General features: G+C 47.2%; 15 protein-coding genes. All 15 read left to right on the top strand.

The window, feature by feature from the left end; genetic code table 11:
- Window positions 1–11: 11 nt before the first annotated feature.
- The 15 genes from B9A32_RS03285 (at window position 12) to argH (ending at window position 19846) form a co-directional block, all read left to right on the top strand.
- A complete protein-coding gene (locus B9A32_RS03285) occupies window positions 12–1157 on the top strand; it encodes a PilW family protein (protein WP_084066933.1) in 1146 nt (381 codons plus the stop codon).
- Window positions 1158–1349: 192 nt separating this feature from the next.
- Window positions 1350–1964, top strand: a complete 615-nt coding sequence (locus B9A32_RS03280) for a pilus assembly PilX family protein (RefSeq protein ID WP_170923681.1) — start codon at window positions 1350–1352, stop codon at window positions 1962–1964.
- Window positions 1965–2136: 172 nt separating this feature from the next.
- A complete protein-coding gene (locus tag B9A32_RS03275) occupies window positions 2137–6780 on the top strand; it encodes a PilC/PilY family type IV pilus protein (RefSeq protein WP_212637654.1) in 4644 nt (1547 codons plus the stop codon).
- Between the two features lie 33 nt (window positions 6781–6813).
- Complete coding sequence (locus tag B9A32_RS03270; RefSeq protein WP_084066930.1) at window positions 6814–7362, top strand: hypothetical protein; 549 nt, start codon at window positions 6814–6816, stop codon at window positions 7360–7362.
- Window positions 7363–7630: 268 nt separating this feature from the next.
- Window positions 7631–8113: a hypothetical protein gene (locus tag B9A32_RS03265; RefSeq protein WP_084066929.1), complete on the top strand. Its 483-nt coding sequence runs from the start codon at window positions 7631–7633 to the stop codon at window positions 8111–8113.
- 30 nt (window positions 8114–8143) lie between these two features.
- On the top strand, window positions 8144–9343 hold the full coding sequence (gene coaBC, locus B9A32_RS03260; RefSeq protein ID WP_084066928.1) for a bifunctional phosphopantothenoylcysteine decarboxylase/phosphopantothenate--cysteine ligase CoaBC: 1200 nt from the start codon (window positions 8144–8146) through the stop codon (window positions 9341–9343).
- Complete coding sequence (locus B9A32_RS03255) at window positions 9343–10191, top strand: uracil-DNA glycosylase family protein (RefSeq protein ID WP_084066927.1); 849 nt, start codon at window positions 9343–9345, stop codon at window positions 10189–10191. The genes coaBC and B9A32_RS03255 overlap by 1 nt, the downstream gene beginning before the upstream one ends.
- A 200-nt stretch (window positions 10192–10391) precedes the next feature.
- A complete protein-coding gene (locus tag B9A32_RS03250) occupies window positions 10392–11285 on the top strand; it encodes a tyrosine recombinase XerC (protein WP_084066926.1) in 894 nt (297 codons plus the stop codon).
- A 595-nt stretch (window positions 11286–11880) separates the two neighbouring features.
- Window positions 11881–12417: an ATP-dependent protease subunit HslV gene (gene hslV / locus B9A32_RS03245; protein ID WP_084066925.1), complete on the top strand. Its 537-nt coding sequence runs from the start codon at window positions 11881–11883 to the stop codon at window positions 12415–12417.
- A gap of 14 nt (window positions 12418–12431) precedes the next feature.
- Window positions 12432–13823, top strand: coding sequence for an ATP-dependent protease ATPase subunit HslU (gene hslU, locus B9A32_RS03240; protein WP_084066985.1), 1392 nt, complete (start codon window positions 12432–12434; stop codon window positions 13821–13823).
- The gene (gene argB / locus B9A32_RS03235; protein WP_084066924.1) at window positions 13820–14707 is read left to right on the top strand and encodes an acetylglutamate kinase; all 888 of its coding nucleotides are present in this window, start codon (window positions 13820–13822) and stop codon (window positions 14705–14707) included. The genes hslU and argB overlap by 4 nt, the downstream gene beginning before the upstream one ends.
- A gap of 331 nt (window positions 14708–15038) precedes the next feature.
- Window positions 15039–16214: an acetylornithine transaminase gene (locus B9A32_RS03230; protein WP_084066923.1), complete on the top strand. Its 1176-nt coding sequence runs from the start codon at window positions 15039–15041 to the stop codon at window positions 16212–16214.
- A gap of 12 nt (window positions 16215–16226) precedes the next feature.
- Entirely contained in the window at window positions 16227–17147 is a 921-nt protein-coding gene (gene argF, locus B9A32_RS03225) for an ornithine carbamoyltransferase (protein ID WP_084066922.1), read from the top strand.
- 11 nt (window positions 17148–17158) lie between these two features.
- Window positions 17159–18367 (top strand): argininosuccinate synthase, encoded by a 1209-nt coding sequence (locus B9A32_RS03220; protein WP_084066921.1) that lies wholly within the window; start codon window positions 17159–17161, stop codon window positions 18365–18367.
- Between the two features lie 99 nt (window positions 18368–18466).
- A complete protein-coding gene (gene argH / locus B9A32_RS03215; protein ID WP_084066920.1) occupies window positions 18467–19846 on the top strand; it encodes an argininosuccinate lyase in 1380 nt (459 codons plus the stop codon).
- Window positions 19847–19994: the final 148 nt, after the last annotated feature.

Below are 19994 nucleotides of genomic sequence, written 5' to 3'. Positions count from 1 at the left end.
AGACTATTAAAATGAAACCATTAAAAAATATCTCAAATGGATTTACTCTGGTTGAAATTTTGATCAGCCTTGCTATTTCAGGCATTGTTCTTGCCGGTGTTTTGTCTATTTTTGACAATAGTAATAAATCATATATTCTTCAGGAAGATATTGCAAGAATGCAGCAAAACGTCCGGATGGCTAAATATTATATTGAAAAAGATTTGAGAATGACAGGTTATGGAGTACAAACTCTTGCCTTTGACGGGCAATTGATAAAACCTTTGACATTTAAAAATAATACTCAGGGAGACTCAAAAGTTCATAACGATACAGATACCCTGTCAATAACCTATGTGGATGATGACGAAGGTGGTTGTGGATCGACACCGGGTGCTAATCGATCTTGTGCTGATTTACCCCAACTTTTACTTCAAGGTGAAAAACCACCCACTTCAACAGTTGCTGAGGTTAAGGTATACATGAAAGATCATCCCCCATACTCATGGTGGGCTGAGGGATGCTCCTGCGGAGGAGTGGATTATGATTCTCCCAAATTTGGATTTCAAGCACTCATCACATCCCCGGATGGTTCAAAATCTGATATTGTTTTTGTGACAGGTGTGTCTGCCAAAAAAGAGGGCTCCGACAGTACAATTTCTAATGGGCCTAACTTTACAGCTCTTGATGGAGTAACTTATTCTAATAAACAACTGAATACCTATCCAGATGGCAGCACTATTAGTTTTTTTAATTCTAACTCTTTGGTAAATATTGGATACTATATAGATAAAAAAAATTATTTGAGAAGGTCTGTTGCTGGGAATGCAAATAAAATTTCTGAGAATATTGAAGATATTCAAATAGGATTTTGTGGTGATTACAATGGGGATGGTGTGATCAACTTATCCTATGATCCGGCTAACCCGGATGATTCCAATGACGACTGGTTTGATGAGGGGAATTTGGTAAGTGGGGAGTTATCGGATACAGATATAGAAAAAATTCGATTCATTCGGGTGACCATTCTTGGGCGTACATCCAGGGAATATAAAGGTGGAATCACCAGCAAAAGACCCGGAATAGAGGATCATACCGCAGCAACCCAGAGTGATGGGTATCATCGACGTTTACTGTCTTTTACTGTTCAGGTTCATAATTTCGATCTTGACAATTAATGAGTACAGGTTTTTAAAATTGCTGCTCTAAACCGTTAACAAGCCTGAGTTAAAGAGTCCGGGGGGCTTGCCTGTTTCAATAATTGCCACGGTCAGACCTTATTCTGATTTGACTCAGGCCACAACAAAGCATACATACTCCCCGTATTTGTGAAATCTTTAATATAAAAATATTATCAAATGGGGGCTCAGATGAATGCAGAGCGTCAATATTCATTATTCTTGAATAATGAAAATGGATTTGCCTTATTAAGTTCAATGCTTTTTCTTGTTATCTTAACAGTGATAGGTATTGCGGCCACGAACACATCAACCATTGAAACAATGATTGCAGGGGCGGAAAAAAATAAACAGCAGGCTTTTTTTGCAGCAGAAGCGGGTATTGAGCATTGTACCGCTATTTTGATGAACCGGATGATTGAAAATTTTAAAAGAACTTCTTCATCTGACTGGACTTTTGCCCTTTCAACAGATGAACCTGGCGTAGAGGCTGGACTGGATTCATCCTTTATCTGGATTAAAAATAAGTCAATTGGGCAGGTTTGTTCATACACGGTTAGTGTGCGGGATAATAATGATGATGGCTCTCTTATTACAGATAGCGATGGTATAATTAATGTTACTTCCTGGGCAACAGCTGCAAATGGATCTTCTGCAGGGGTTGAAGTTGGGCTGTCAGGACTTTTAAACAGTGGAACGGCAACGGGTTATGGAGCCCAGGCCGGGGCCGGGGCCGGGAAAAGTTATAAATCAGATGATGTAGACTCAATCACCAGTTTTACTGCTCAGACTACAATTACCCCCTGAAGTATGAACAGACATTCAAAAGGAGACCGAAATGACACCACATATTTTTTTAAGCACGTTATTTCGAATCAGATCATCTAATAAGTCAGATAAAAAAACGGAACGCAACACACTTCAAGCGTTCCTCTTTTTTTGTTGCATGTTGTTGAGCCTGGTTTTCAGTTTACCCCTTATGGCAGATTCACTTTCTTTTAACGCATCCGAATGGAAATTCCATGATTCTGTAAACGAAGTGGATGAAATAAGCTCGTTTAACATCCTATCTGCCACGTCCATGAGCATTACTGCAGCCGGGAATGATGTCTGGACTGGTGCAGATGAGTATGGAGCATACTATCTTGAGGATATTGAGGGAGATTTTTCTGTTACAGTCAAAATAACTTCCCAGGATAATACCAATGGCTGGGCCAAGGCCGGTATTATGGTGAGAAATGATATCTCCAATGACGGTCAGAGCCCTGGCTATTGTATGGTTGCTGTTACACCCGGTAATGGATTTGCTTTTCAATGGGATAATAATAACAATGGGCTTCTGGATAGAAATGAAAACACCAGACGTTCTCCATCATCATCCTATCCATGTTGGCTCAAGCTTGTGAAGCAACTTGATAACAATAAATATAACTTTACCGGTTTCTATTCTTTGGACGGGACAAATTGGATAGAGATTAAAAGTAAAGATCTTAACCAGGCCAATGGGATACAGGATGTAGGTTTGTTTGTAACTTCTCATGATAAAGGTGATCAATGTGTGGTTAACTTTGAAGATTTTGACACAGATAACGGGCCCATACCGACAACTTACACCATAACCGTTGACAGTGGTGAAAATGGGAGCATATCCGTTGAAAATGGGGAAATAACCGCCGGATTGTTCACAGCAACCAAGAACAGTGAACCGGTTTTTAACATTGTTCCAGATACCGGGTATGAAATAAGTGATGTTACTGTGGATTTTTCCAGTGTTTTACCATTGCTTGATGATCAATACACTTTTAGCCCTGTTTCTGCAAATCACACCATCAGGGCTACTTTTTCTCAGTTTTTACATACCATTACAGCATCAGCCAGCAGCAATGGAAGTATTAGTCCCTCCGGCAGTAATGATGTTGTGGATAATGCTGATATTATCTTTGATGTGGTACCTGATGAAGGCTATATGGTGGACGTTTTAACCGTGGATGGTGATAACACTGCAGTTCTAACCGATGATCAATATGAATTTTTAGATGTCACTGAAGATCATACCATCAGTGTAACTTTTAAAGAGTCTTCAGATGATGATCCTGCGGACAACGGTATTCCCGGGTGCTCCACCAACACGACCACCGACTATAGCGGAGGTTTTAATGCATCCAATTTCAGTCTGGAAAACACAAGTGTGTCAACAAGTGGTGTAATTGAACTGGACACCGGCAATGAAGCCATAAACCCCGATAATATTGAAATCCCTTTTACCCAGGAAGTCTTTGTCACTTTTTTGTATGAAGGAGCCGGGTACGTCTCGGATTTCGGCTGGATGCTTAAAGAGGATGCCGTTGAAGCCGATGGAACCTTTAAAGGATGGGATAAAATACCCCTTGCCCAAAGGCACCCACTTTTTATAAAAATTTATGATGACAATGAAACAGGTGGCTGTTGCAGCGGTGGGGACGGTGTCCTTGACACGGAATATGGCAACGGGTCGTTTCCCACTTCCAGTGAAACTGCCCTGGCGGCCTATGACGACGGTACGGACTATCCCTTTGTGGTCAATGGGGATGGTAAGGTTTCTCCCCTTGATATGAAAAAATCCATTGGAACAATTGCCGGTGGAACAGAGCTGGTTTTTTTTCTAACCGCAAGTAAGCGATGGGACAACTCAGATCCAACCCGTGTTTTTTTTACCAAAAAAGACTGGAATCCAGATACATACGGAGCTTGCGGCTCAGGCACATTTGATAAAATTTATAAATTGGGTGAGTCTGGGGAAGGGAGTTGTACCACTGAAGGTGGATGGCTGGCAAGCCCTGCCATCACAAGGATGGCAAGTTATTTTGACGTTACCCTGTCCGGGGAATATAAACTGCCGATAACCTGGGGGGCCAAATATTCCCATGTTATCGTAGGAGCTCCGCCGGACAAACCTAACAAATGGATACTTGGCTGGGAAGATTTGATGGGAGGCGGAGATGCGGACCACAATGATATGGTATTTCAAATAGAAAGAAGAACAGGGGGTATCGCCAGCCTGCAGTCCAGCGCTGCCATTGTTCCTGAAGATGAGGATGCCTATTTCACGGCAGTCACCTTTGTGGTTTACGATAACATGCCCTGCTCAGGGCTCACTGAGATTGATTATTCCATTTCCATTGATAACGGGGATACCTGGATTGAGATAACCGACTGGGACGAAATTTATGCAACAGATGCCACAAAAAACATTACAGGAAGTGATCCGGAAACGGGCTGGGTATATGGAACTCCACAATATACCAAAAGAAAAGTCCGTCTGGATTTTTCAGAAAAAGGACTTTCCGGCCGAGCACTCTTGTGGAAGGCTGAGATGTTCAGCGACAAGGAAACCTGTATTCCACAGATTTTAGATGTCCTTATTGATGGAACAGTGGCCACCAACGGTTCTTTTTCCCGGGCTGAGCCTGTTGTTCAGACCAATGTTGTCTATTCCGGCACCTATGAGACCCCTGCAATTTCATGGACGGACAAGGTCTTAAGAGGGCACCTGGTAGCCTCTCAGTTGTACGTTCCTGAAGATCCCAATACAACGGCGGTTGCCACCCTATGGGATGCAGGCGAAGTGCTGCAGCTTAAATCCCCTGTAGATAGAAAAATTTATTATCCTTACATTACACATGGGGTGGTTGTAGAAGAATCCCTGGGAATCGGGGATGGGGCCAAAGTGTTGTTTTCCGGTACATTTGCCCATCATCCGGTTTCTGCATTAACTGTAAATATCACTGACACCACCGAAACATTCAAGGATGAGCATACCGACGTTCTCACCGGCAGCCTTGGAGGTGTGGGAACAATTAATCGTTTTACCGGTGAATACAGCTTTTCCTTTAATACACCCCCTGAAAACGGTGTACCGGTTAAGGCATCTTATTCCTATTACACTGCTTCCAGCATATTGTCTGAATTTACAATATCCAATATTACCAACGCAATGCTGGGCCTGGACAGTACATACATCATTCCGGATGGATATGTTTATGATATGAATGATGATGATGCCCTTGATGAAAGTGACGGTGACTGGCTGGTCAACTGGGTACGCGGGTACAAAGATGGATCATCCACTTCAAAAGAATGGCTTTTGGGCCCCATTGATCATTCTGTCCCGGCGGTTCAGATACCGCCGGGAATACCCCGATGGTATTATGGAACGGCGATTACTGACGATGAAAGGGAAGATTATGATGCTTTCCTGGATACTTGGAAAGAGAGGCCGACAGTGGTTTATGTGGGTTCCCGGGATGGTATGCTCCATGCCTTTGATGGCGGTAAATTCCGTTCAGGAGATAATCCGGATACAACAAGTATTGAAGAGAATCGGGGGTATTTTTTATGGGAGTCAGGGGTTCCAAATTATGGAACCGGTGAGGAATTATGGGCTTTTATTCCAGCAAACCTCATATCAAGATTGAAGAATAACTATTTAAAAAAGGATGATCAAGCCTACGTTGATGCATCTCCCACCATTGCAGATGTGAATATCAATTCTTCCTGGAAAACGGTATTACTGTGTGCCCAAGGTAACGGTGGTGATACTGTGTCATGCCTGGATGTCACAAATCCAGCCGATCCATCTTTTATGTGGGAATTTGCCGATCCGGATTTATACAGGAGTCGTTCCTCTGCTGCAGTGTCCCAGATCGGCAGAATATTGGTCAGCGGGTCACCCACCTGGGTTGCATTTTTTGTGTCAGGTAAAACCTATGATGATAATCTTTATCCCTCCGTTTACATTGTTAATATTGAGGATGGAAGTCTGATTCAAAGGGTTTTTCTGGATGATGATCCTGATGGAACTGCCAGGGGAAAAGGCGGAACTGCAAGCGGTCAGCCTGCGGTGGTGGATTCCGATGAAAATGGATATATTGATCGTATTTATATCGGATCTGATAAAGGGTATATGTACAAAATAAATATCCCAGATGATCCAGATTCGGTGAAATACGGTATTACCAATTGCGTTATTAATACGGATTTTACGGATGATGACGGTAATGCCGTTGCCACTAAATATCAGTTTCAGCCTGTGTACGCTTCTCCATCAGTAATAACAGAAAATACCTTTTCCGCTAAAGGCGAGTTGGAATATCATGTTAAAATATTTTTCGGTACAGGAGATAGTCCTTATTATGATGAGGATATTAATACCGCAGATACCCGGTATCATTTTTTTGCTTATGAAGACACAAGTGATAAGGGGGCAGCATCTGACGCTGATGTAAAGCTGGATTGGTACATGAAGTTGGAGGAGGGGCACCGTGTTTTTGCATCTGCCTTTGCCGCAGCCGGTAATATTTATTTTGGAACATCAACTGCTGAAACAGAAGACCCCTGTGAAGCTGTTGATGATACTGCCAACAGCGGAAAAACATATGCTGTGGACATTGAAGATGGTACTGTGAATTTTGAGCTTACCACGGGAAATGTTCGTGTTCCTCCTCTGATTACTGATGAACATCTTTATATTAAAACCCCTGAAGGGAATATAAACCCTTTTGGTGGTGGACCATACAATAATCCGGTGAGCATGGGAGCTACGGTGACAACTTCTGTGAGATCATGGAAGGAGCTTTCTGAGTAACGACATACTTGGTGCGAGTTCAAAGGGTTAAAAATGAAACTAATAAAATATGGAATGCTCATTTGTTTTATTTTTTTGTTAACTATGGATTTGCCTGTATCTGCGCAATTATATCAATACAGGGATGAAAATGGAATTTTATCTTTTACAGATGATTTTTCAAAATTACCCGTTGCCCAGCGGGATCAAATGAAAGTAATTAATGAGATGAAAACCGAGCCTGTGGAGAATTCACAGACAGAAGAGGTTGCGCATCCTCCCATTCCAGATAAAAACAACGCGCTATCTGATGTACTAATGAAAAAAGCAGATGCTTTAATGCAAGAAAACATAAAACTTAAAGAAGACTATGCAGTGATCATAGAAGAAAATAAACAATTGGCAATACTGCGTCAAAAATTGGAAGCTCGAAAAAAAATTTCCAGGTCAGAATGGGATGATTTCAATAAAAGGGTTTCTGATATCAATATTAAAATTCAGCAATATGAAAGCCGTTTACATGCGCATAAGGATCAAAGTGCTGCCTACAATATGAAGCTTGAACAACTTAAAAAATTTGCTGAAATGAATAATGGTGATTGATATAATTGTTTTGACTTTCTCTCTTTATCGTTTTAGAACATCATCATTAAAATGGATACCAATGATATAATTGCCATGGGCAGACCGTATTATGATCTGGCTCTGCCCACAACAAAGCTTGCAATACGTCCCTGATTTGCAGAGTATTTCATAGATAAATGAAGAATAGAATTGATTATAAGCTGGGCCACTATATGTGAGATAAAATTTTATCATAGAATGGCGATATTATGACCAAGGCCGAAAAAAAATAAAAAAGGAGTACAGAATGAAAGCAGGTATAAAATTGGGTTTGTTAATGGCGATAGCTCTATGTGTTGGCGGCTGTACCACAACAGGCCTGACCCAAAAAAAAGAAACACCCACACCAACAGTGGAAAAAAAAGAATCCGTAGCTGTGTACTATGATTTCAAAGACGTACTGGTACCCGAAGAGCTCAAAATTGATGAAGATGCCACAGTGATCATCAGCACCCCCGGCCTCACCTCCGGCGTACTTGCCCTCCGGGGACGGGTGGAGAAAAATTCCCTTTTCAATTTTTTCCACATGAACATGATCAAAGACAACTGGAACATTGTCAGCCAGATTAAATCCCCCAAAATAACCATGCTGGTGTTCCAGAAGGCCAATCGCTGGGCTGTGGTGAACATCCGGGAAAATGAACTGTTCACCTATGTGGAAATCGGTGTGGCACCCACCCAGGAGCAGGTCCTGCCCATGGAATCCGGAGAAATTTCTTTGACAAATTGATAGACAAATCAATGGGCGTTAAATAACCAAATGACAAATTTGAAAGATAAAAATATACTGCTGGGAGTTTGCGGAGGCATTGCCGCATATAAGTCGGTGAGTCTTTTAAGGCTCCTAAAAAAAGCAGGGGCTGAGGTAAGGGTGGTGATGACCGATTCCGCCAGGGAATTTGTGGGCGAAACCACCTTCCGGGTACTGTCGGAAAATGATGTGTGCACCGGGCTGTTTAACACCAACGAGGCCGTGGTGCGCCACATTGAATGGGCAAGCGAGGCCGATGCCGTTGTCATTGCCCCGGCCACGGCCAATATCATCGCCAAGATGGCCCGGGGCCTGGCCGATGATGCCTTGTCCACCATGCTGCTGGCGGTGACGGCCCCCATCATGGTATGCCCCTCCATGAATACTTACATGTATGAAAACCGGGCAGTCCAGCGCAATCTGGATATACTGGAAGGGGACGGCATGGTGATCCTGGAGCCGGGAACCGGAGAGCTTGCCTGCAAAACCTCAGGGGCAGGGCGCCTGCCGGACCCTGAAGTGATTTTTGATCGGCTGGATAAATTGTTTGTGCCCTGTGATTTTACCGGTAAGAAAATATTAATCACAGCAGGTCCCACCCGGGAGGCCATTGATCCGGTGCGCTACATCAGCAACCACTCCTCGGGTAAAATGGGGTATGCCATTGCCGAAGCTGCAGAAAAAAGAGGGGCCGAGGTTACCCTGGTGTCCGGCCCGGTGGCTCTTTTGCCTCCCCTGGGGGTGGAAACGGTCCGGGTGGAAAGTGCCCGGGACATGGCAGATGCCGTACTGGGGGCCATGGATACAGCAGATATCATTATAAAGGTGGCGGCGGTGGCAGATTACAGACCGGCTGATTCCAGGGATAAAAAGATAAAGAAAAAAGACCAGACCGGAGAGGATTTGTCCATAAATATCACAGAAAACCCGGATATTCTCCGGGCCGTGGGAAAGAAAAAGCAACACCGGTTTGTGGCAGGGTTTGCCGCAGAAACCAATGATCTGGTGGAAAATGCCACCCTTAAAATGGACAGAAAAAATCTTGACATGATCGTTGCCAACAAGGTGGGGGTTGAGGGGTCCGGGTTTGAAGCTGATACCAACAAGGTCACCTTTCTTTTCCGGGACGGTACCCGACGGGATGTACCACTCATGGATAAATCCGCTGTGGCCCATGCCCTTCTTGATGAGATTGGCATCAGATTGTGATGGAAAAGAGCGCAGATCATCAGCCCATGGTATCAGCCCGGGCCCTTGGAGAGATTGTCAGGGATTTTTCAAATTATCTTTCCCTGCAAAGGGAGATGGGGATAAACAGTCTGGATCTTGCCCCGGGCACAATAAAATTAATGGAGCAGTGGCAAAGGGGTAAGTTTCGTCCCATGGTTAAGCCTGCCCGGCCGGGAGGCTCTTCCTTTCTTGAAAAAAAACAGACAAGCTCCTTAAAACCGCTCAATTCGTTGGATACTCAAACAATGCCTCTGGAAACCCAGAGTGCCAAACCATCTGACACAGTTCCACAGATTTCCTCCAAAGGGGGGGATGGTTCCGGTGATGGGGCATCTGGTACTCAAAATATTACCATGCCCGTTATCAAGGGCCGGGGCACTGGAGATGCCGGAATTTTTTTTCTGTGTGAGGTTTCCTCCCTGGATGAAAATCAACAACCGGATATTACCGGGGGGCCTGCCGGTGATCTGTTCCTGAAAATATTAAAAGCCATGAAGCTTGATGTGGACAAGGCTTACATCATCAGTTTTCAGCCCCCGGTTTCCCAGCCTGACAGCCCTGGTAAAGGATGGCAAAAAGAGATTAAAACCCATGTGTTTGAAAAAATAAAACAGCTCAACCCCCGGGTTATCTGTTCCATGGGGGAAAATGCCCTGAAGGTGATGCTGGGAAATGACGCCCGCCTGGCAGATGGGGAAGGGCAGTTCCAAAATATGGCCACAGCGCTTTTTATTCCCACCTTTCATCCAGCCCAGCTCATTAATGATCCTTCCCTTAAACGACCGGTGTGGGAGAGCATGAAACGTATTTTAAAGCATACTGGGTAAAAAGGTAGTATTCAAGCTTCCTCAGCAGAGCCCCCGGGGGTAATAGCAACCGGTCAATTGAGCTGTCTACAGTTCCGGGCCGGGCCCATTGCCCGTCCGGGGGGCGGCATAATGTCATTTTCAATATTCGTTGCGGCCGGACCGAGTTCAGAATACCGTTCTCCTGTGGCGGTTATAAAATTTAAAGGTGATCCGCTGAAATGCTATTAAATAAATTCCTGGAAGTGCTGGATGCAGAAAAAGGCTATTCCAATCACACCATCAGGGCCTATGCCCGGGACATGAAGGATTTCATGGCCTTTTGCGCCCGGGAAAATGGCGCTGAGGTTTTGCCCGATGTAAAATTCCTGGAATATGTAAATCATAAAAACAGAATCTTGATCCGGGAATACATGGCGGTTCTGGCCCGCAGCGGTATTCAGAAAAGATCGGTGGCCCGAAAGCTTGCAGCCATTAAGTCTTTTTTCAGGTATCTGGTCATGGGGCAGCACCTCTCCTTTAACCCCGCAGAGGCCATTCCTTACCCCAAGGTTCCCCGGAAGATCCCTGATTTTCTCACCGTGGATGATATTTTTAAACTATTGGATTCCATAAAAACAGATACCCTGCTTGGGCGACGCAATGCCGCCATTTTTGAAACCTTTTACTCCACCGGTATCCGGGTGTCGGAAATGCAGGGACTCAATGTTGAGGATGTGGACGCAGAAAGGCATTTTCTCAAGGTCACGGGCAAAGGCAATAAGCAGCGCATGGTGCCCATTGGTCAACGGGCGCTTTCTGCCATTCTTTTTTATAGACAAAGCGTGGCTGCCTCCCGGGGACCCCTGTTTTTGAATAAAAACAAAACCCGGCTTTCCGACCGGTCCATGCGTAACATCCTTAATAAAATCATTGCTGATTGCCGCCTTTATCTGCCCGCCTCCCCCCACACCCTGCGCCACTCCTTTGCCACCCACATGCTCGATGCCGGGGCCGATCTCCGGGGCATCCAGGAAATCCTGGGCCATGCCAGTCTCTCCACCACCCAGATTTACACCCATGTCTCCATGGATCGGCTCATGGAAGTATATGATAAGGCCCATCCCCGCCGTTGAAATAATACTTGCATCTTTTTTCCAAGGCCTTATATTCTTACGTCTGTAAATATTCGATCGGCACCCCATATTCCCTCATTTTGTCTTGCTCACATATTATTGGTATGCTGTGCAGTCCCAACTAAGTGAATATGGGACATCGGTCAAACATTTACACTGCCAATTCGAAGGTGTACCTTCGTTTTTTTTTATATGAAATACTCCGCAAATGAGGGGCGTATTTCAAGCTTCGTTGTGGGTGGAACCGGATCAGAATACGGTCCGCCCGTGGCGGTTATATGAAAAGGCAGCCTTCAAGGCAACCTAAGGCAGAGCCGCCCCCCGACGGGCAATAGGAACCGGACAATTGAGCTGTCTACAGTTTCGGTCCGGGCCCATTGCCCGTCGGGGGGCGGCGGTATAATACCATTTGGCTCCGCGTCTACGACCCTATATTTGTTGTGTCCGACATGAGGTGCCCGTTATATCAAATGCCTCGCAGATCTGGGGGGTATTTCAAGATTTGTTGTGGGCAGAGCCGGATTAAAAGACGGTCTGCCCGTGGCAGTTATAGCTTAAACAGAAGGTCTGAGACATCAGACCGGGAGAAAAACAGATGAATGATGTATTTCATGGAACAACCATTCTTGCCCTGCGCCACAAAGGCCGGGTGGTGGTGGCCGGTGACGGCCAGGTAACCCTGGGCAATACCATAACCAAACACAAGGCCCGGAAGGTGAGACGCATCTACAATGATGCCATCATCACAGGGTTTGCCGGTGCCACGGCCGATGCACTTCATCTGTCGGAAAAACTGGAGCAAAAACTGGAGCGCTTTAACGGCAATCTCACCCGAAGTGCGGTGGAACTTGCCCGGGAGTGGCGCACAGACAAATATTTAAGGCGGCTTGAAGCCATGATGATCGCCGCAGACAAGGATGCCACATACCTGTTGTCCGGTAACGGAGATGTCATTGAACCCGATGACGGGGTCATCAGCATTGGTTCCGGCAGTATCGGTGCCCAGGCCGCAGCCCAGGCCCTGGTGAGGCACACAGACCTTGATCCTGTGAAAATTGTGAAAGAGGCCATGGGCATTGCCGCATCTCTTTGCATTTACACCAATGATAACATCACCATAGAAACCATATAGAGGATCACCATATGATTCAGGATCTGAAACCCAAAGAGATTGTTCAACGCCTGGACAGATACATCATTGGCCAGAAAAATGCTAAAAAATCTGTGGCCATTGCCCTTAGAAACCGGTGGCGAAGACGTCAGGTGGAACAAGGTCTCCGGGATGAAATTGCCCCTAAGAATATCATTCTCATTGGTGCAACAGGGGTGGGAAAAACAGAAATTGCCCGGCGTTTGGCAGATTTAACCGATTCTCCCTTTTATAAGGTGGAAGCCTCCAAGTTCACCGAAGTGGGCTATGTGGGACGGGACGTGGAGTCCATGGTGCGGGATCTGGTGGAGCTTACCATCAACAATCTTAAAGGCCGTCAACAGGAGGCAGTTCAGGAAAAGGCCGCCGCCATTGCCGAAGAGCGAATTTTGGATATCCTGCTTCCCACCGGTAATACCCCCAAAGCCCAGGGTGCCCCTCCCATTGAAGGCAGTGTGGCAGGTGAAGGCAATCCCATTGACATTGTGGATGCCGGTGCTGCCTCCAAATCTTCCACCCGGGAAAAGCTTCGTAAGATGCTCAGGGCAGGTAAACTCGATGATCGTCTGGTGGACCTGGAGGTTGAGGCAAAAAGTCCCCCCATGGTGGAGATTTTCAGCAACACCGGCATGGAAGAGATGGGTATTAATTTTAAGGATATGCTGGGCAACCTCATGCCCAAGAACACCAAGCGCCGCAAAATCAAGGTGTCCGAAGCAATGAAAATTCTATGCCAGGAAGAGGCGGCTCATCTGGTGGACATGGAAAAAGTGGTGGCCCAGGCCATTGAAATGGTGGAACAGTCCGGCATTATATTCCTTGATGAGATTGATAAAATTGCCGGCAAGGAAAAAGGGCATGGCCCGGATGTTTCCAAGGAAGGTGTCCAGCGGGATCTGTTGCCCATTGTGGAGGGCAGTTCCGTTCCCACCAAGTACGGTACCGTGAAAACCGATCATATTCTATTCATTGCCTCCGGGGCCTTTCATATTTCAAAACCGTCTGATCTTATCCCGGAACTCCAGGGCCGCTTTCCCATTCGGGTGGAGCTTGATAACCTTGGAAAGGCAGAGTTTGAACGTATTTTAACGGAACCTAAAAATGCCCTGGTACTTCAGTACATCGCCCTTTTACGCACCGAGGGTATTGCCCTGGAGTTCACCGAAGATGCCGTGGCAACCATCGCTTCCATTGCCGAAGAGGTGAACACCAACACAGAGAACATCGGGGCAAGGCGGTTGCACACCCTCATGGAAAGACTGCTGGAAAATGTGCTGTTTGATGCACCGGACCTGGAGGAAAAAACCGTTGTGGTGGATGCGGCCTTTGTGAATGGGCAATTAAAAGACATTGTTGAAGACGAAGATTTAAGCAGGTACATACTATGACAGATCGAACCGTAGCAGACATACTGATAGAGTCCCTTCCCTATATTCGGCAGTTTTCCGGAAAAACCATTGTGGTGAAGTATGGTGGCCATGCCATGGTGGATGAAAAATTAAAAGATGACTTTGCCAGTGACATTACTTTGTTGAAATGCATTGGACTCAATCCTGTGGTGGTGCACGGTGGTGGTCCCCAAATTAATAAAGTGCTTGATGCCATGGGGATTACCTCAAGTTTTGTCCGGGGCATGCGCTACACCGACGATGAAACCATGGATGTGGTGGAGATGGTGCTGGGGGGCAAGGTCAATAAGGAAATTGTGGCCCGTATTAACAGCAAAGGGGGCAACACCGTGGGACTCACCGGCAAGGACGGGGGGCTCATCACTGCAGAGAAAATGACCATCTACCAGGAGGCAGAAGGGGATAATCCTCCGGAAATCATTGACCCGGGCATGGTGGGTACGGTGTCCCGGGTGAATCCCCATATTATTCATACCCTTACGGATCAGGGGTTTATCCCGGTGATTGCCCCGGTGGGTATTGGTGAAAAAGGAGAAACCTATAATATCAACGCCGATCTGGTGGCGGCCAAGATTGCATCTGCCCTTAATGCCGAGCGACTGATTCTGCTCACCGATGTGGACGGTCTTCTGGACGAGGCCGGAAAACTGGTTTCCTCTGCCAATGCAGCCACCATCCATGGCATGATTAAAAATGGAAATATCAAGGGAGGCATGATCCCCAAGATGGAGTGTGCCCTGGAATCCCTGGATCATGGGGTGCAAAAGTCCCACATCATCAACGGCACAAGGTCCCATGCCCTGCTTTTGGAGCTTTTCACCGATTCCGGCATCGGTACCCAGGTTTTCAGGGATAATGGTTAAGGGGCAAGAGCAAACCTGCCGGGATTTTTTATATGAAAAGGTAGCCTCCAAGGTAACCTCAGCAGAGCCGCCCCCCCCGATGGGTAATAGGAACCGGACAATTGAGCTGTCTACAGTTCCGGTCCGGGCCCATTGCCCATCGGGGGGGCGGCGGTATAATACCATTTGGCTCCGCGTCTACGACCCTATATTTGTTGTGTTCGCCAGGACATGTGGGTTTATATGAAACGCCACCCAAAGCCTTGCAGTAATTAGAGTTTCAATATTAGTTGTGGACAGGTCAGATCCCAATAAGCTCTGCCCATGGCAGTTATAAAAAGAGGTGAATATTTTGAATACAAAAGAAAAAACAGATAAATATGTTTTTAATACCTATGGCCGCATCCAAAAGGTTTTTGTCAAGGGACAAGGGGCCACCCTGTGGGATGAAGAGGGAAATACCTACACCGACTTTCTGGCCGGAATTGCCGTGTGCAGCCTGGGCCACAGCCATCCCGAAGTGGCAAAGACCGTGGCAGAACAGGCAGCCACCCTCACCCATGTGTCAAACCTTTATTACACAGCTCCCCAGGCAGATCTGGCTGAAAAACTGGTGACATCTTCCTTTGCCGATAGAGCCTTTTTTGCCAACTCCGGAGCCGAAGCCAATGAGGCGGCCATAAAGCTTGCCAGAAGATATTTCAATAAAAAAGGGCAGCCGGACCGGGTTAAGATTATTTCCATGTCCCGCTCTTTCCATGGGCGAACCATGGCCACTTTGTCTGCCACGGGTCAGGATAAAATAAAAGACGGGTTTGCTCCCCTGGTGGATGGGTTTATCCACATTCCCTTTAACGACATTGATGCATTAAAGGCAAACATGGACCATACGGTGTGCGCCGTCATGATGGAGCCCATCCAGGGAGAGGGCGGTGTGGTTCCGGCTGACCCTGAATACATAAAGGCTGTGCGTGCCCTGTGTGACCGGGAGGGTATTTTGCTCATTTTTGATGAAGTGCAGACCGGTATGGGACGTTGCGGTCGGCTCTTTGCCCATGAGATTTACGGTGTCACCCCGGACATCATGACCCTGGCCAAGGCCTTGGCCAACGGTCTTCCCATGGGGGCCATGCTGGCCACACAGGAGGCAGCCACAGGATTTGCCCTGGGAAGCCATGCCACCACCTTTGGAGGCACCCCCCTGGTGGCAGCTGCGGCTTTAACTGTGTTTTCCATCATCTCCCAACCCGCATTTTTGCAGGATGTGGTGGAAAAGGGACAATACTTTAAAAAGCAACTGTCTTCCCTTCAAGCCACCCATCCTCACATTAAAGCCGTCCGGGGAGAAGGATTGCTTGTGGGCATGGAAATTGACGGAGAAGCCGGTAAAATTGTTGAAGAATGTCTGAAAAAAGGCTTTATTATTAATGCAATTCAAGGTAATATTTTACGCTTTGCACCGCCTTTGATTATCAGTCATGAAGAAATAGACGCCTTGGTGGCGGTGCTGGACAGCCTTCTGGCATAAGGAGAATTTGTTTTGAAAAAAGATATATTGTCTCTGCTTGATCTGGAAAAGGATGATTTTACCCATCTGTTTGACAGGGCCTTGCAGCTGAAAAAACGATTTGCCCAGGGCATTGCCGATCGTCCTCTCATTGGAAAAAGCCTTGGATTGATTTTTGATAAAAAATCCACCCGGACCCGGGTGGCCTTTGAAACTGCCATGATTCAACTGGGGGGAACCCCCATATATATGAGCACCCAGGATACCCAGATATCCCGAAACGAGCCTGCCTGTGATACGGCCCGGGTGCTGTCCAGATATGTGGATGCCCTGGCCATGCGTACCTTTGACCACGACCTGGTGGCAGAATTTGCCCAATCGGCAAGTATTCCTGTGATCAATGCTTTGACGGATTCTTTTCACCCCTGTCAGATTTTAAGCGATATCATGACCGTCATTGAAATTAAAGGCACCTATGAAGGACAGAAAATCGTCTGGGTGGGGGATGGGAATAATGTGGCCAACTCCTGGGTCAATGCCGCAGCGGTTCTGGATCTGGAACTGGTGATTGCCACCCCTGAAGGCTATGAGATCCCCGAAGATGTCAAGGCTGCATCACTTGCAATGGGCGGCTCAAAAATCAGTTTTACCCATGATCCCGTGGCAGCGGTGAAAGATGCCGATGTGGTGTACACCGATGTCTGGGCCAGCATGGGCCAGGAAGAGGAACAAAAAAAGAGGGAAAGAGCCTTTGAAGGATTTCAGGTGAATAAAGCTCTGCTTGCCCATGCCAAAAAAGATGTGACCGTGCTGCATTGCCTGCCGGCCCACAGGGATGAGGAAATTGCAGAAGATGTGCTTGAGGCCCCGGGGGCGGTGTTCTGGGACCAGGCGGAAAACAAGCGCCATATGCACAAGGCGATTCTGGAAACTTTGATTCTTAAAACCCGTTAAGGAGAAAAAACGTGGCTGATATAAAAAAAGTGGTGCTTGCCTACTCCGGTGGGCTTGATACCTCGGTGATATTAAAGTGGCTCATAGAAACCTACCAATGTGAAGTGGTGACCCTCACCGCAGATCTGGGCCAGGAAGAAGAGCTGGACGGCCTTGAAGAAAAGGCCTTAAAAACCGGTGCGGTGAAAGCCTATGTGGAAGACCTTCGGGAGGAGTTTGTCAGGGATTATGTTTTTCCTGCCTTCCGGGCCAATGTGATCTATGAAGGTCAGTATCTTTTGGGGACCTCCATTGCCCGGCCCCTCATTGCCAAACGCCAGATTGAAATTGCCCACAAGGAAGGGGCCGATGCCGTAAGTCACGGTGCCACAGGAAAGGGCAACGACCAGGTGCGCTTTGAACTGGGATACCTGGCCATTGATCCGGCCATTAAAATTGTTGCCCCCTGGCGGGACTGGGATCTTACCTCCCGGACCCGGCTCATGGAATTTGCAAATCAGCACGGCATAGAAGTGCCCCAGACGCCTAAAAAGCCTTACAGCACTGATCGTAATATGCTGCACATCAGCTACGAGGGCGGGGTGTTGGAGGACCCCTGGGCCCAGGCCACCGATGACATGTACACCATGTCCATCCGCCCTGAAGATGCTCCGGATGTGCCTGAAATAATTGATATTACCTTTAAAAACGGTGATCCCGTGGCCATCAACGGCGAGGAAATGTCCCCGGCCACCATGCTCAAAACCTTGAATACCCTGGGGGGCCGCAACGGCATCGGTCGCATTGATCTGGTGGAAAACCGTTTTGTGGGCATGAAATCCCGGGGTGTTTATGAAACACCCGGCGGCACCATTTTACGTCTGGCCCACATGAACATGGAGTCCATCACCCTGGATCGGGAAGTGGCCCATCTACGGGATTCGTTAATCCCCAAATATGCCGAGCTGATTTACAATGGTTTCTGGTTCTCCCCGGAGATGGAGCTGCTCCAGAAGATGATTGACGACACCCAGACCAATGTATGTGGCCGGGTGCGCCTGAAACTTTACAAAGGCGGATGCCATGTGCTGGGTCGGGAGTCTGACTTGAGCCTTTATGATGAATCTTTTGCCACCTTTGAGGATGATGATGTTTACTCCCAGAAGGATGCCGAAGGCTTTATCCGGCTCAATGCCCTGCGCCTGAGAATCCGAAAGCTGGCCCAGGAAAGACGCAAGTAATTTGGGATCAGGCCTGCGTTGTTGTGCTGCCTGATCCATGATAACCCGGGTTTGAACCCACGGGCGCATTTACTGACTGTAAAAATCAGGAATAAAAAAATGGCAAAGAAACCATGGGACGGCAGATTTTCCCAGAGTACAGACAAGCTGGTGGAAAAATTTTCCTCCTCCATTGATGTGGACAAAGAGCTTTATAATTATGACATTGACGGCAGCATTGCCCATTTAAAGATGATGGCCCACCAGTCCATGATCACCGATGAAGAGGCCGATGTGCTGGCCCGGGGTCTGGAATCGGTGCGTCAGAAGATAAAGGACAATGCCCTGGAATTTTCCGATACCCTGGAAGATATACACATGCACATAGAAAGCGCCCTGGGTGATGAAGTGGGAACAGTGGCCCGTAAACTTCATACGGGGCGCAGCCGTAATGACCAGGTGGCCCTGGATGTGAGGATGTATTTAAAGGCCCAGACCCGGGATATCCTGGACGGGCTCATGGCCCTTCAAAGGGTACTGGTGGAAAAGGCCCATGAAAACCTTGATGTGGTGATGCCGGGCTACACCCATCTCCAGCGGGCCCAGCCGGTGTTGTTTGCCCACCATCTCATGGCCTATTATGAGATGTTTAAACGCGATTATGAACGGTTTAAAGATTCCCTTAAGCGCACCGATGTCATGCCCCTTGGCAGTGCTGCCCTGGCAGGTACCACCTTTCCTTTAAACCGGGAATACACCCGGGAGCTGTTGGGTTTTGCCAAGGTATCAGATAACAGCATGGACTCTGTGTCTGATAGAGATTTTGCCATGGAATTCATTTCCCATGCCAGTATCTGCATGGTGCATTTGTCCCGGTTTTCCGAAGAGCTGGTATTGTGGTCCTCATCGGAGTTTGCCTTTATCACCATTTCAGATGCCTTTACCACCGGTTCCAGCATAATGCCCCAGAAGAAAAATCCCGATGTGGCAGAGCTTGTCCGGGGTAAAACCGGCCGGGTGGTGGGAAATCTCATGGCCATGATCACTTTGATGAAATCTTTACCCCTGGCCTATAATCGGGACATGCAGGAGGATAAAGAGCCATTATTTGACACGGTGAACACCCTGAAGGCCTGTGTGGAAATCTATGCCCGCATGCTGCCCAATATTAAGGTCAATGCCCCCACCATGCGAGATGCCGCTGAAACCGGATTTTTAAATGCCACAGATCTTGCCGATTATCTTGTGGTCCGAGGCATGCCCTTTAGAGAAGCCCATTCAGTGTCAGGAAAGGCTGTGGCCTTTGCCCTGGGTAAAGAAAAGGAGCTGCATGAGCTCACCCTGGAAGATTTTAAAACCTTTTCCCAGCTCATTGAGGGGGATATTTTTGACTTTCTTTCCACGGAGCAGATGGTCTCCCGCAGGGTCACCCACGGGGGGACCGGCTATGAAAATGTTAAGCTTGCCGTGGAAAAGGCCCGTGGGCAATTGAACGCTTAAAGAATCAGTTTTAAATAACTTGCCCCATTTATGAGCTCCTTAGCGGGACAATGCCCGCCCTTAGTACTTAGGGGGGCAGATTTTTAAATCTGTCCCCGCTTTGTAAATGGAAAAATTATTTCGGACGCATTCCTAAGTGGACCCATAC

It is taken from the genome of Desulfocicer vacuolatum DSM 3385 (assembly GCF_900176365.1).
Taxonomy (GTDB): Bacteria; Desulfobacterota; Desulfobacteria; order Desulfobacterales; family Desulfobacteraceae; genus Desulfocicer; species Desulfocicer vacuolatum.
Note: the sequence above shows the minus strand (reverse complement) of the source record. Positions and strands in the feature narration are given on the sequence as shown.

Excerpts from the sequence above, each read along its gene's own strand:
- B9A32_RS03250 (WP_084066926.1), top strand. The coding sequence starts at position 10,392 with ATGCTATTAAATAAATTCCTGGAAGTGCTGGATGCAGAAAAAGGCTAT.
- B9A32_RS03285 (WP_084066933.1), top strand. The coding sequence starts at position 12 with ATGAAACCATTAAAAAATATCTCAAATGGATTTACTCTGGTTGAAATT.
- hslV (WP_084066925.1), top strand. The coding sequence starts at position 11,881 with ATGAATGATGTATTTCATGGAACAACCATTCTTGCCCTGCGCCACAAA.
- B9A32_RS03255 (WP_084066927.1), top strand. The coding sequence starts at position 9,343 with ATGGAAAAGAGCGCAGATCATCAGCCCATGGTATCAGCCCGGGCCCTT.
- argB (WP_084066924.1), top strand. The coding sequence starts at position 13,820 with ATGACAGATCGAACCGTAGCAGACATACTGATAGAGTCCCTTCCCTAT.
- argH (WP_084066920.1), top strand. The coding sequence starts at position 18,467 with ATGGCAAAGAAACCATGGGACGGCAGATTTTCCCAGAGTACAGACAAG.
- B9A32_RS03270 (WP_084066930.1), top strand. The coding sequence starts at position 6,814 with ATGAAACTAATAAAATATGGAATGCTCATTTGTTTTATTTTTTTGTTA.
- B9A32_RS03265 (WP_084066929.1), top strand. The coding sequence starts at position 7,631 with ATGAAAGCAGGTATAAAATTGGGTTTGTTAATGGCGATAGCTCTATGT.
- B9A32_RS03280 (WP_170923681.1), top strand. The coding sequence starts at position 1,350 with ATGAATGCAGAGCGTCAATATTCATTATTCTTGAATAATGAAAATGGA.
- coaBC (WP_084066928.1), top strand. The coding sequence starts at position 8,144 with ATGACAAATTTGAAAGATAAAAATATACTGCTGGGAGTTTGCGGAGGC.
- B9A32_RS03275 (WP_212637654.1), top strand. The coding sequence starts at position 2,137 with ATGGCAGATTCACTTTCTTTTAACGCATCCGAATGGAAATTCCATGAT.